Raw genomic sequence first — 12322 nt, 5'->3', positions numbered from 1 at the left:
CGACGCCTTCGCGGGCAAGCCTCGCTCCTACAGGTCCATGTGAAATAGTTAACCAAGCACTTGCTTGGTTGACTACGCTTGCTCCAGACCAAAAACACAGGAGCAAGCCGCATGTCTGCTGCCTTTCGTTTGCCGCTGGACGTGTTCTACGAGCGTGAAGCCCGCCATCCTCGCCAGCGCTTTCTGGTCCAGCCCCTGGGCGGTGGCCAGGTCGAAACCCTGACCTGGGCCGACGTCGGCCATCAGGCCCGTTGTGCCGCCCATTGGTTGCGCGCCCGGGAATTGCCACAGGGCAGCCACATCGCCCTGATCTCGAAAAACTGCGCCCACTGGATCATCGCCGACCTGGCCATCTGGATGGCCGGGCATGTGTCGGTGCCGCTGTACCCCAACCTCACCGCTGAGTCCGTGGCCCAAGTGCTGGAACACTCCGAAGCCGCGCTGGCGTTTATCGGCAAACTGGATGACTGGCCCGGCATGTCCCGTGGCGTCAGCGCCGACCTGCCGACCATCAGCCTGCCACTGCACCCGGCTGGCACCTTCGATTTCAGCTGGGACGATGTGCAAAAGAGTTCGCCGATCCAGGACGACCCGAAACCCGCCGCCGAGCAGTTGGCGACCATCATCTACACCTCCGGCACCACCGGCCTGCCCAAAGGCGTGATGCACAGTTTTGGCAACCTCGGTTTTGCGACCACTCACGGCACGCAGTTGTTTGGCCTTAATGAGTCGGATCGGCTGCTGTCGTATCTGCCGTTGTGTCATGTGGCCGAACGCATGTTCGTTGAGCTGGCGTCGATCTACACCGGGCAAACGGTATTTTTTGCCGAAAGCCTCGACACCTTCCTCACCGATCTGCAGCGCGCCCGGCCCACCGCGATGTTCGGCGTACCGCGCATCTGGACCAAATTCCAGATGGGCGTGTACAGCAAGATCCCGGCAAAACGCCTGGATTTCCTGCTGGGCCTGCCCTTTATCGGCAAACGGGTGGGGCACAAAGTCCTCGCCGGTCTGGGGCTGGACGCGTTGCGCGTGGCCCTGTCCGGCGCTGCGCCGGTGCCGCAGACCTTGTTGCTGTGGTATCGCAAGCTCGGGCTGGACGTGCTGGAGGTGTACGGCATGACTGAAAGCTGCGGCTACTCGCACATCGGCCGGGCGGGGGAGAACAAACCGGGCTGGATCGGCAAGCCTTGTCCGGACGTTGAGGTGCGCATTGCCGAGACGGGGGAGGTGATGGTGCGCAGCGGCGCGACCATGCTCGGCTATTTCAAGGAACCGGAGAAAACCGCCGACACGATCACCGAGGACGGCTTCCTGCGCACCGGTGACAAGGGCGAGCAGGATGCCGAAGGCAACTTGCGCCTGACCGGACGTTTGAAGGAAATCTTCAAGACCAGCAAAGGCAAATACGTGGCCCCGGCGCCTATCGAGAATCGGCTGGCGGTGCATTCGCGGATCGAGCAGGTGTGCGTGGTGGGCGATGGTTTGAGCGCGCCGATGGGATTGTGCGTGCTCTCGGCGGTTGGCCAGCAAGATGCGATTGGCACCGCGCGCGCGGGTTTGCATTCGAGCCTGGAAAAACTCCTGGAGGAGGTCAACGGCGCCCTCGACAAGCATGAACGCCTGCGCCGGCTGGTGGTGGTCAAGGACAGTTGGGCGGTGGAAAATGGCTTTCTGACGCCGACCCTGAAGATCAAGCGCAACGTGATCGAAGCCGCGTACGGTGCCCGCTTCGAAGAATGGAGCGAGCGCAACGAAGCGGTGCTGTGGCAGGATTGAGCGACGAATAATCTCAATAAAGGAAGTCAGCGATGAGTCTGTGGCGTACCGCTCCGAACATTGAACAATTGAATGCCATCCAGAAAAACACCATCGGCGAAGTGCTGGATATCCGCTTCGAAGCCTTCGACGACGAGTCCCTCACCGCGAGCATGGTGGTCGACCATCGCACCCACCAGCCTTACGGCCTGCTGCACGGCGGCGCCTCGGTGGTACTGGCCGAAACCGTTGGTTCGATGGCCAGCTACCTGTGCATCGATGCCAGCAAGTTCTACTGCGTGGGCCTGGAAATCAACGCCAACCACCTGCGCGGCTTGCGCAGCGGACGGGTGACGGCGGTGGCCAAGGCGATTCATATTGGCCGCAGCACCCACGTGTGGGATATCCGCTTGACCAGTGATGAAGGCAAGGCCAGTTGCGTGTCGCGGTTGACCATGGCGGTGGTGCCGTTGGGGGAGAGTCCTCCTTCCCGTTAAACGACGTTTTATCGGCCGACCAATACCTGTGGCGAGGGAGCTTGCTCCCGCTGGACTGCGCAGCAGTCCCATTCTTTTGGGACCGCTTCGCAGCCCAGCGGGAGCAAGCTCCCTCGCCACAGGGGGGCAATGCCGGATTGCCCATAGGCATGGCCGGACTGTCATCATTCCTGTCAGTTACGGTCATTGCTGTAGGCCGCGGTCTTACGGACAATCAACGCACGTTTCTCGCCCATGGATTGACCGGTATGTCGCAGCAGATCTTTTTCGCCCACGCCAATGGTTTTCCTTCGGGGACCTACGGCAAGTTGTTCGCGGCGTTGGCACCTGAATATCAGGTGACGCATCTGGAGCAGCACGCCCACGACCCGCGTTTCCCGGCGGATGACAACTGGCACAACCTGGTGGACGAACTGATCCATCACCTCAAGCAGCAATCGGAACCGGTGTGGGGCGTCGGCCATTCTTTTGGCGGCGTGCTGCACCTGCACGCGGCACTGCGTTGCCCCGAGCTCTATCGCGGGGTGGTGATGCTCGATTCACCGGTGCTGACCCGCGCCGATCAATGGGTGATCCTCGCCGCCAAGCGTTTCGGTTTCATCGATCGCCTGACGCCGGCCGGCCGCACCTTGGGCCGGCGTGAAGAGTTCGCCGATCTGGAGAGCGCCCGCCGCTATTTCGCCGGCAAAACCCTGTTTCGCAGCTTCGACCCGGAATGCTTTGACGCCTACCTGCAACACGGCTTGCACCAGGTCGGCGATAAGCTGCGGCTGCGGTTCGACCCGGCCACGGAAATCAGCATTTATCGCGGCGTGCCCCACACCAGCCCCGGCCGTGCTCGCCAACTGAAAGTGCCGCTGGCGGTGGTGCGCGGAAATAACAGCCGCGTGGTCATGCGCCATCACGCCAGCTCCGTCGGGCGTATGCCACGGGGTGAGTCCCTGACCATGCCCGGCGGCCACATGTTTCCCCTTGAACGCCCCCAGGACACTGCCACGCTGCTGAAGAACCTGTTCAGCCGCTGGGAAGGCCGCCGTCAGCAGGATTGCGCATGAGTCGTGTCGTCGAAGAAGTCCGCCTGAGCCTGCCGCATATCGAACTGGCGGCGCACCTTTCGGGGCCCGAGGACGGCTTGCCGGTCATTGCGCTTCACGGCTGGCTGGACAACGCCAACAGCTTTGCCCGGTTGGCGCCCAAGCTCAAAGGTGTGCGGGTTATTGCCCTGGACATGGCCGGCCACGGTCATTCCGGGCATCGGCCGATCGGCGCGGGCTACGCGATGTGGGATTACGCCCACGACGTGCTGCAAGTCGCCGAACAGTTGGGCTTGAAGCGCTTTGCTCTGTTGGGGCACTCCATGGGCGCGATTGCGTCGATGATCATCGCCGGGTCGATGCCGGAGCGGGTCACCCATTTGGCTTTGATCGACGGAGTGATTCCTCCTACAGACAAAGGCGAAAATGCGGCCGAACGCATGGGCATGGCCCTGCAAGCGCAACTGGATCTGCGAGAGAAGCGCAAACCGGTCTACAACACCCTCGACCGTGCCATCGAAGCGCGGATGAAAGGCCTGGTGGCGGTCAGTCGCGAAGCTGCCGAACTGTTGGCGCAACGGGGCCTGATGCCGGTGCCGGGCGGCTACACCTGGCGCACCGACAGTCGCCTGACGCTGCCATCGCCGCTGCGTCTGACCCAGGAACAGGCGATGGCCTTCGTCCAGCGCATCACTTGTCCTACACAACTGGTGGTGGCGGCTGACGGCATGCTCGCCAAGCACCCCGAGTTACTGGAACGTCTACCCTTTAGCCGTGAACAACTGCCTGGCGGCCACCATTTGCACCTGAATGACGAGCACGGTGCCGACCTTGTCGCAGACTGTTTCAATCGGTTCTTCGCCGTTCCTTGACTTGCGTCGGGCAACTGTCGAGGCTGGGCGGGTTGAAAAGGGAGACAACCATGATAAATCTCTACACCGCTGCGACCCCGAATGGCCTCGCGGTCGCCCAGGCCATGCTTATCCAATGAGCCAGCCTAAGCGTTCACTCAGCCTGTTGGCGTTGTGTTGTTTCAGCCCTTTACTGTTCGCTGCCGATGTTCCGGGCAGCCAGGACCTGCCGATTGTGCCGCGCCTGGCCGATGCGCAGATCGTCGACTATCGCCCGCCGGTGGAGCTTGAGCGGATCTATCCGCTGGGCTCGATCCGCAAGATCAGCGGCCAGTTGCGGTTCGACGGCCAGGTCAGCGCCCGTGGCCAAACCACCTCGGTGACCTACGAGCTGCCGCCGGAACATTCCTCCACCGAAGCCTTTACCGCCGCTCGCGAAGCCTTGCAGAAGCAGGGCGCGGAGTTGCTGTTCTGGTGCCAGGCCCGGGATTGCGGCGAAAGCAGCCTGTGGGCCAATGAAGTGTTCGGCAATTCCAAGCTCTACGGCGCGGACGAGCAACAGGCGTATTTGTTGCTGCGTCTGGCAGCGCCCAAGGACAATTCCCTGGTGGCGCTCTACAGCATCACTCGCGGTAATCGAAAAGCTTACCTGCATGTCGAACAGTTCGAGTCGGCCGCGCCCCTGGGGGATTTGCTGCCGACTTCGGCGACCCTGCTGCGCCAGCTCAAAAGCACCGGCGTGCTGGACTTCCCGAAACTCAGTGGCGATCCCGACGACACCTGGCTGCGTTTGATCTCCCGTGGCTTGAACCTCGACACCACGTTGCGGGTCAGTGTTTCCGGGGCCAAGGCCGAAGCCTGGCGTCAGGCGCTGATCGTCCAGGGCGTTCGGGCGGCGCGCATGGAAACCGGCAGCGTCGAAGGCTCTGGCCTGCACATCGAACTGTTGCGATAAGTTGCATTCGGCGAACGTGTCCCGCACGTTCGCCTACTCTTTGGCTGACTGACTTTTTTCGAGATTTGCATGATCAATAACGACCGGCTGTTGGTGCAGATTCTGCTCCTGGTGCTGTTTGGCGCGAGCTTCTGGGTGATGGCGCCGTTCTGGTCGGCATTGTTCTGGGGCGCGGTGCTGGCGTTTGCCAGTTGGCCGCTGATGCGTTTGCTGACCCGATGGCTCAATGGCCGCGAATCCCTGGCGGCGGCCTTGCTGACCCTGGGCTGGATGTTGCTGGTGGCGGTGCCATTGGTGTGGCTGGGGTTCAACCTGGCGGACCACGTGCGCGACGCCACGGTGTTTATCAAGGATGTGCAGGTCGATGGCCTGCCAGAAGCGCCGGCGTGGCTGGGCACCATTCCCCTGGTTGGCGAGCGGCTGGTGGGCATCTGGAACAGCATCGACGAACAAGGCGCTGCGCTGATGCTGGCGGTCAAGCCTTACCTGGGGCAGGTGGGCAACTGGCTGCTGGCACGCAGCGCGCAGATTGGCGGCGGCATTCTTGAGCTGACCTTGAGCATCGTCTTCGTGTTCTTTTTCTACCGGGACGGGCCGCGTCTGGCGGCGTTTGTCCATAGCTTGCTGTCACGCCTGATCGGTGATCGCGCCGGGTATTACATCGAACTGGTGGCCGGCACCGTGCAACGGGTGGTGAACGGGGTGATCGGCACCGCGGCGGCCCAGGCAGTGCTGGCGTTGATTGGTTTCCTGATCGCCGGGGTTCCCGGAGCCTTGGTGCTCGGGATCGTGACGTTCATGTTGAGCCTGATCCCGATGGGGCCGCCACTGATCTGGATTCCGGCCACGGCCTGGCTGGCGTGGAAGGGCGAATACGGGATGGCGGTGTTCCTCGGGATCTGGGGCACGTTCATCATCAGCGGCGTGGACAATGTGCTGAAGCCGTACCTGATCAGCCGCGGCGGGAATCTGCCGTTGGTGATTGTGCTGCTGGGGGTGTTTGGCGGGCTGATTGCGTTCGGGTTTATCGGGTTGTTCATCGGGCCGACGTTGTTGGCGGTGGCGTATAGCCTGTTGACGGATTGGAGCAAGAGCCAGGCGCGGGTCGAAGATCGACGCTGATCTTGCTCTGTAGGGGCAAAGCTTGCTCGCGATAGCGTCCTGACGGACAACAAAAAACCTACTGAATCCATAGCGCTCAGTGGGTTTTTTTGTGTCTGTGATGGACTCTTCGCGGGCAAGCCTCGCTCCTACAGGTTTTGTGTCGTTCGGAACATTCGCGGACGACATAAAACCTGTAGGAGCGAGGCTTGCCCGCGAAGCTTTTTGGTCAGGTCGAGACGTTCAGGTACTTGCCCGCGCTCGCAACGTTATCAAGCGAATATTGTTTGGTCAGGTTGGCGATCATTTTGTTAATGGCTTCGCTGACGTTCGAATGGACGGTGGCGCTGTCGCTGTTTTGCTCGCGGCCCGCCTGCAGGGCAGCTTTGAGTTCGTCGCTGCTGACGCTGCCGTCCTGGTTTTTGTCCAGGGCCGAGAAGATTTCCTTGCTGTCGGCGCTGCTGCCAGCGGCGGTCAGGCCGTGGCTCAATTCGTCGCTGCTGAGGTTGCCATCGCCGTCGGCGTCCAGGGCACCCAAGAGTGCGTCGGCCAAGTCGGTGTTCGGTGCCTGGTCTTGAGGCGGTGCAGGCGGGGCCATCGCCGCCATTTCCTCGCTGCTCAGGCTGCCGCTGTCATCGCTGTCGAGGTCGGTGAAGTTCTTGCTCAGGTCCGCCAACAGGCGATTGTCGGGTTTATCCGACTGGGCGGTTTTCAGCTCGTCCTGGCTCACCGAACCATCGCCATTGCTGTCGAGCTTGGTGAACAGTTCTTTCTGGAACTGCGCACGGCGGGCGGCGTTGGCCGTCGTGCTGCTGGTGCTCGTGCTGGTATAGCTCGTGTAGTTACTGCTGACGCTACCGATCATTGGGCTCACTCCTTTGGACGGAAAACCGGTGAGTGCACCGGCTTATGCAGCCTCAAGGGGTAAGTTGTCGTGGGTATGTGGCGATTGTACCGGTTGGTACACAGAGTCGGCAGGCCATACCAAGATCCCCTGTGGGAGCGGGCTTGCTCGCGAAGAGGGAGTGTCAGTCGACATTAATGCTGACTGATACACCGCATTCGCGAGCAAGCCCGCTCCCACAGGGGGTCTATATCTGAGAGGGGATTTATGTAGGACTCAGGTGCGAGGCAGGTTGATGACAGCAGTAAGACCACCGCCCGGTGTTTCTTCCAGGCTCAACTGCCCGCCGAGGCGCTCCGCCGCCTCTCGGGCGATGGTCATGCCCAGGCCGACACCACCGGAGTTGCGATTACGCGAACCCTCCAGCCGAAAGAACGGTTCGAACACCGCTTCACGCTTGTCCGGCGCAATCCCCGGTCCGTGATCGATCACCCTGATCAGCAGGCGCCCGCGACTGTCTTCCAGGGTAATCAACGCCTCCCCGGCATAACGCAGGGCATTGTCCATCAGGTTATTGATGCACGAGCGCAGGGCCATCGGCTGCACTTGCAATGGCGCGCAATGCCCGCTGGCCTGGACGTCGGCGCCCTGGTCCTGGGCGTTTTCGCTCAGGGATTCCACGAGTGCCTGCACGTCCATCCACTGCCGGGCCTCGCTGGTGCGTTGTTCGTGCAGGTAGGTGAGGGTGGCGTCGAGCATGCCGATCATGTCGTCCAGATCCTGGCGCATCTGGCCTTGCAGCTTGTCGTCGTCGATCTGTTCCAGGCGCAGCTTGAGGCGCGACAACGGCGTGCGCAGGTCGTGGGACACCGCGCCGAGCATCCGCGAGCGCTGCTGCACTTGTTCGATAATCCGGCGCTGCATCTTGTTGAAGGTGTGGGCCGCTTGCCGCGCTTCCCGTGGGCCGGATTCTTCCAGTGGTGGGCTGTCGAGGTTTTCGCTCAAGCGTTCAGCGGCATCGCTCAGGCGCTGGATCGGCCGGCTCAGCAGTTTGGCGCCGTACCAGGCGGCGATGATCAGTGAGACAAACTGAAACGTCAGCGGCACCAACGGCCCGCCGAACCATGGCCGCGGCGGGCGATTGGCGAAGCGCGGGTCTATCGGCGGACGCCGCCCGTCGAAGTCCTCGGAAAACCCCGGCGGCGGTGGCGGGGGAGGCGGGCCGTAATGGTGAAACCAGAAAAACGCCAGCAGGTGCGCCAGGATGATCGCGATCAGCAGCACGCCAAACAGGCGGCCGAACAGCGTATCGAAGCGCGCCCGCATCAGCCGATGTCTCTGGCGTCGAACAGGTAACCCTCGCCGCGAACGGTCTTGATCAACTGTGGGTTTTTCGGGTCATCCCCGAGTTTCTGGCGCAGGCGCGACACCAACAAATCGATGCTGCGATCAAAGGCTTCGATCGAGCGACCCCGGGCGGCATCGAGCAATTGTTCGCGGCTGAGCACCCGGCGCGGACGTTCGATAAACACCCAGAGCAAGCGGAATTCCGCGTTGGACAACGGCACCACCAGGCCATCGGCGGCGATCAACTGGCGCAGCACGCTGTTCAGGCGCCAGTTATCGAAGCGAATGTTCGCACGTTGTTCGGTGCGATCGTCGCGCACCCGCCGCAGAATCGTCTGAATCCGCGCTACCAATTCCCGTGGCTCGAACGGCTTGGCCATGTAGTCGTCGGCGCCCAGTTCCAGGCCGATGATCCGGTCGGTGGGTTCGCAACGGGCGGTGAGCATCAGGATCGGGATGTCCGATTCGGCGCGCAGCCAGCGGCACAGGGACAAACCGTCTTCGCCGGGCAGCATCAGGTCGAGCACCACCACGTCGAAATGTTCCGCTTGCAGCGCCAGGCGCATGGCCGCGCCATCGGTGACGCCGCTGGCGTGGATATTGAACCGGGCCAGGTAGTCGATCATCAGTTCGCGGATCGGGACGTCATCGTCGACGATCAGGGCGCGAATGCTCCAGCGTTTGTCATCGCCGGGCGCTTTTTGATCGTCGTTCACAGTGGCTTGAGTGCTGTGCATGCGTGGGTTCATCTGCCAAGTAGGCTGCCAACCACAAAGATGGGCTGCGAGGTTGTGGCTTCAGCATAGGCGTCCAGCCCGAAGGCGGGAAGTGCTGTAAGGACGTGTTGCGGCTGCCGAGGGTAGCGACGCCCTTTGTTGGGGGCGTGTCCTGTGTGTATCGGGCTCGACACAATTGGCGCAGCGTCTAGGCTTGCTGGAGGTTGCGGGACGATTTACCGATCATCGGGTCCCGCAGCGGCGCTGGTTCCGCTACAATGCGCGCCGATTTCGTCCTGCCTGAGAGCCCGCACATGTCCGTCTGCCAGACTCCTATCATCGTCGCCCTGGATTTCCCCACCCGTGACGCCGCACTGAAGCTGGCCGACCAGTTGGACCCGAAACTGTGCCGGGTCAAAGTCGGCAAGGAACTGTTCACCAGTTGCGCCGCGGAAATCGTCGGCACCCTGCGTGACAAGGGTTTCGAAGTGTTCCTGGACCTCAAGTTCCACGACATCCCGAACACCACCGCCATGGCCGTGAAAGCCGCGGCGGAAATGGGCGTGTGGATGGTCAACGTGCACTGCTCCGGTGGCCTGCGCATGATGGCGGCGTGCCGTGAAGTGCTCGACCAGCGCACCGGCCCCAAGCCGCTGTTGATCGGCGTGACCGTGCTGACCAGCATGGAACGTGAAGATCTGGCAGGCATCGGCCTGGACATCGAGCCACAGGAGCAAGTGCTGCGCCTGGCGGCACTGGCGGAAAAAGCCGGGATGGACGGTCTGGTGTGCTCGGCCCTGGAAGCCCAGGCCCTGAAAACGGCCCACCCGTCGCTGCAACTGGTGACCCCGGGGATTCGTCCGGCGGGCAGCGCCCAGGACGACCAGCGCCGTATCCTGACCCCGCGTCAGGCACTGGATGCCGGTTCTGATTATCTGGTGATTGGTCGTCCGATCAGCCAGGCGGCGGATCCGGCCAAAGCGTTGGCTGATGTAGTGGCCGAGATCGCTTAACCAGAAACACTGAAGATCCAAATGTGGGAGCGGGCTTGCTCGCGAAGAGGGAGTGTCAGTCGACATCATTGTTGACTGATACACCGCTTTCGCGAGCAAGCCCGCTCCCACAATTGGTTTTGGGGCGTCTTCAGATACCGGGTTAAACCTTCAACACCAACTTCCCGAAATTCTCGCCGCTGAACAGTTTCATCAGCGTCTCGGGGAATGTTTCCAGTCCTTCGACGATATCTTCGCGACTCTGCAACTGCCCTTTGGCCATCCAGCCGGCCATTTCCTGCCCGGCGCTGGCGAATTGCGCGGCGTAGTCCATCACCACAAAGCCTTCCATCCGTGCGCGGTTGACCAGCAGCGACAGGTAGTTGGCCGGGCCTTTGACCGCTTCCTTGTTGTTGTACTGGCTGATGGCGCCGCAAATCACCACCCGAGCTTTCAGGGCCAGGCGACTCAGCACGGCATCGAGGATGTCGCCGCCAACGTTATCGAAATAAACGTCCACGCCTTTCGGGCATTCGCGCTTGAGCCCGGCGAGGACGTCTTCGTTCTTGTAGTCGATGACGCCGTCAAAACCCAGTTCATCGATCAGGAACTTGCACTTGTCCGCACCGCCGGCGATGCCGATCACGCGGCAGCCTTTGATCTTGGCGATCTGCCCGGCAATGCTGCCCACCGCGCCTGCCGCCCCTGAGAGCACAACGGTTTCGCCAGCCTTCGGTGCGCCGACATCCAGCAGGGCGAAGTAGGCGGTCATGCCGGTCATGCCCAGCGCGGATAAGTAGCGCGGCAGTGGCGCCAGTTTCGGGTCGACCTTGTAGAAACCTCGCGGTTCGCCGAGGAAATAATCCTGCACGCCCACGGCACCGTTGACGTAGTCCCCGACCGCAAAGCCCGGATTGTTCGAGGCCACGACTTTTCCTACGCCCAAGGCGCGCATGACTTCACCGAGGCCGACCGGCGGGATGTAGGACTTGCCCTCATTCATCCAGCCACGCATGGCCGGGTCCAGGGACAGGAATTCGTTCTTGACCAGGATCTGACCCGCCGCCGGCTCGCCGACCGGTACTTCTTGATAGGTGAACGTTTCACGGGTTGCCGGCCCCACCGGGCGTTTGGCGAGCAGGAACTGGCGATTGGTCTGGGAAGTCATGACAGGCACTCAAGATGAATGGAAGCTTTGTTGATAGACCTTCGGGGCGAATGCCGCAAGGTTGGCTGATGCGGCGAATGCACGCCGATCCAGTGCAGTGATAGTCAGACCGGCGCCTCTATCACTGCGACGCATGGGCACTCAACTGGCCTTCTGATAGTGCTGCCGCGCGCAATGTCCCGTGGATAGACTGCCAGCACGCGATCCCCCGCGACCTTCTCTTCGAGGACAGAACAATGAGCATGACGTTTTCCGGCCAGGTAGCCGTTGTGACCGGCGCAGCCAATGGTATTGGCCGCGCCACCGCCCAGGCTTTTGCGGCTGAAGGCTTGAAGGTGGTGGTCGCCGATCTGGACACGGCGGGGGGCGAGGGCACCGTGGCGCTGATTCGTACGGCGGGTGGCGAAGCGACCTTCGTGCGTTGCAATGTCACCGTGGAGAGCGAGGTAAAACATCTGATGGACGAGGTGATCAATACCTACGGCCGTCTCGACTATGCCTTCAACAACGCGGGCATCGAAATCGAAAAAGGCAAACTGCCCGACGGCACAATGGATGAGTTCGACGCGATCATGGGCGTCAACGTCAAAGGCGTGTGGCTGTGCATGAAGTATCAATTGCCGTTGCTGCTGGCCCAGGGCGGTGGCGCGATCGTCAACACCGCGTCGGTGGCTGGCCTGGGCGCGGCGCCGAAGATGAGCATTTACGCCGCCTCCAAGCACGCGGTGATCGGCCTGACCAAATCCGCCGCCATCGAATACGCAAAGAAAAAGATCCGCGTCAACGCCGTGTGCCCGGCGGTGATCGACACCGACATGTTCCGTCGCGCCTATGAAGCCGACCCGAAGAAAGCCGAATTCGCCAACGCCATGCACCCGGTCGGGCGCATCGGCAAGGTCGAGGAAATCGCCAGCGCCGTGCTGTACCTGTGCAGCGACGGTGCGGCCTTCACCACTGGCCATTCCCTGGCCGTGGATGGTGGCGTTACCGCGTTCTAAGGGTACAAACATCATCCCCTGTGGGAGCGGGCTTGCTCGCGAAGGCGGTGTATCAGTCAGC

The 12322-nt window shown here is 61.9% G+C and carries 12 protein-coding genes; 8 read left to right on the top strand and 4 right to left on the bottom strand.

Translation table 11 applies throughout. The features are described from left to right. Positions 1-111: 111 nt before the first annotated feature. The 6 genes from BK665_RS15920 (at position 112) to BK665_RS15890 (ending at position 6217) form a co-directional block, all read left to right on the top strand. Positions 112-1779 carry an AMP-binding protein gene (locus tag BK665_RS15920; protein WP_123407050.1) on the top strand — a complete coding sequence of 556 codons (1668 nt, stop codon included), beginning with the start codon at positions 112-114 and terminating at the stop codon, positions 1777-1779. A gap of 32 nt (positions 1780-1811) precedes the next feature. Continuing rightward, the gene (locus tag BK665_RS15915; RefSeq protein WP_123407048.1) at positions 1812-2255 is read left to right on the top strand and encodes a hotdog fold thioesterase; all 444 of its coding nucleotides are present in this window, start codon (positions 1812-1814) and stop codon (positions 2253-2255) included. Positions 2256-2503: 248 nt separating this feature from the next. Then, positions 2504-3310 carry an alpha/beta fold hydrolase gene (locus BK665_RS15905; RefSeq protein WP_123407046.1) on the top strand — a complete coding sequence of 269 codons (807 nt, stop codon included), beginning with the start codon at positions 2504-2506 and terminating at the stop codon, positions 3308-3310. After that, complete coding sequence (locus tag BK665_RS15900) at positions 3307-4161, top strand: alpha/beta hydrolase (RefSeq protein ID WP_123407044.1); 855 nt, start codon at positions 3307-3309, stop codon at positions 4159-4161. Before BK665_RS15905 ends, BK665_RS15900 begins: the two co-directional genes overlap by 4 nt. A gap of 115 nt (positions 4162-4276) precedes the next feature. Beyond that, positions 4277-5095, top strand: a complete 819-nt coding sequence (locus BK665_RS15895; RefSeq protein ID WP_123407042.1) for a DUF4892 domain-containing protein — start codon at positions 4277-4279, stop codon at positions 5093-5095. A 69-nt stretch (positions 5096-5164) separates the two neighbouring features. Beyond that, positions 5165-6217: an AI-2E family transporter gene (locus BK665_RS15890; protein WP_123407040.1), complete on the top strand. Its 1053-nt coding sequence runs from the start codon at positions 5165-5167 to the stop codon at positions 6215-6217. Positions 6218-6425: 208 nt separating this feature from the next. Here the strand turns inward: BK665_RS15890 and xopAW are convergent, their stop codons facing one another. The 3 genes from xopAW to BK665_RS15870 form a co-directional block, all read right to left on the bottom strand. Next, positions 6426-7061 (bottom strand): EF-hand domain-containing protein, encoded by a 636-nt coding sequence (xopAW, locus tag BK665_RS15885; protein WP_123407038.1) that lies wholly within the window; start codon positions 7059-7061, stop codon positions 6426-6428. 255 nt (positions 7062-7316) lie between these two features. Beyond that, positions 7317-8366, bottom strand: a complete 1050-nt coding sequence (locus BK665_RS15875; protein ID WP_123407036.1) for a sensor histidine kinase — start codon at positions 8364-8366, stop codon at positions 7317-7319. After that, positions 8366-9124 (bottom strand): response regulator, encoded by a 759-nt coding sequence (locus BK665_RS15870; RefSeq protein WP_123407034.1) that lies wholly within the window; start codon positions 9122-9124, stop codon positions 8366-8368. Before BK665_RS15870 ends, BK665_RS15875 begins: the two co-directional genes overlap by 1 nt. 293 nt (positions 9125-9417) lie before the next feature. Between BK665_RS15870 and pyrF the strand changes: the two genes are divergently transcribed. Continuing rightward, positions 9418-10116: an orotidine-5'-phosphate decarboxylase gene (gene pyrF, locus BK665_RS15865; protein WP_185066885.1), complete on the top strand. Its 699-nt coding sequence runs from the start codon at positions 9418-9420 to the stop codon at positions 10114-10116. Positions 10117-10258: 142 nt separating this feature from the next. On the opposite strand, the gene BK665_RS15855 is transcribed toward pyrF, so the two are convergent. Beyond that, entirely contained in the window at positions 10259-11263 is a 1005-nt protein-coding gene (locus tag BK665_RS15855; RefSeq protein ID WP_123407030.1) for an NADP-dependent oxidoreductase, read from the bottom strand. Positions 11264-11499: 236 nt separating this feature from the next. Between BK665_RS15855 and BK665_RS15850 the strand changes: the two genes are divergently transcribed. Next, a complete protein-coding gene (locus BK665_RS15850; RefSeq protein ID WP_123407028.1) occupies positions 11500-12261 on the top strand; it encodes an SDR family oxidoreductase in 762 nt (253 codons plus the stop codon). Positions 12262-12322 lie beyond the last annotated feature (61 nt).

The organism is Pseudomonas frederiksbergensis (assembly GCF_003732665.1).
GTDB lineage: Bacteria > Pseudomonadota > Gammaproteobacteria > Pseudomonadales > Pseudomonadaceae > Aquipseudomonas > Aquipseudomonas frederiksbergensis_G.
Note: the sequence above shows the minus strand (reverse complement) of the source record. Positions and strands in the feature narration are given on the sequence as shown.

What these genes read in the sequence shown, in the direction of transcription:
- BK665_RS15920 (WP_123407050.1), top strand. Translation starts at nt 112, where the DNA reads ATGTCTGCTGCCTTTCGTTTGCCGCTGGACGTGTTCTACGAGCGTGAA.
- BK665_RS15915 (WP_123407048.1), top strand. Translation starts at nt 1,812, where the DNA reads ATGAGTCTGTGGCGTACCGCTCCGAACATTGAACAATTGAATGCCATC.
- BK665_RS15905 (WP_123407046.1), top strand. Translation starts at nt 2,504, where the DNA reads ATGTCGCAGCAGATCTTTTTCGCCCACGCCAATGGTTTTCCTTCGGGG.
- BK665_RS15900 (WP_123407044.1), top strand. Translation starts at nt 3,307, where the DNA reads ATGAGTCGTGTCGTCGAAGAAGTCCGCCTGAGCCTGCCGCATATCGAA.
- BK665_RS15895 (WP_123407042.1), top strand. Translation starts at nt 4,277, where the DNA reads ATGAGCCAGCCTAAGCGTTCACTCAGCCTGTTGGCGTTGTGTTGTTTC.
- BK665_RS15890 (WP_123407040.1), top strand. Translation starts at nt 5,165, where the DNA reads ATGATCAATAACGACCGGCTGTTGGTGCAGATTCTGCTCCTGGTGCTG.
- xopAW (WP_123407038.1), bottom strand. Translation starts at nt 7,061, where the DNA reads ATGATCGGTAGCGTCAGCAGTAACTACACGAGCTATACCAGCACGAGC.
- BK665_RS15875 (WP_123407036.1), bottom strand. Translation starts at nt 8,366, where the DNA reads ATGCGGGCGCGCTTCGATACGCTGTTCGGCCGCCTGTTTGGCGTGCTG.
- BK665_RS15870 (WP_123407034.1), bottom strand. Translation starts at nt 9,124, where the DNA reads ATGCACAGCACTCAAGCCACTGTGAACGACGATCAAAAAGCGCCCGGC.
- pyrF (WP_185066885.1), top strand. Translation starts at nt 9,418, where the DNA reads ATGTCCGTCTGCCAGACTCCTATCATCGTCGCCCTGGATTTCCCCACC.
- BK665_RS15855 (WP_123407030.1), bottom strand. Translation starts at nt 11,263, where the DNA reads ATGACTTCCCAGACCAATCGCCAGTTCCTGCTCGCCAAACGCCCGGTG.
- BK665_RS15850 (WP_123407028.1), top strand. Translation starts at nt 11,500, where the DNA reads ATGAGCATGACGTTTTCCGGCCAGGTAGCCGTTGTGACCGGCGCAGCC.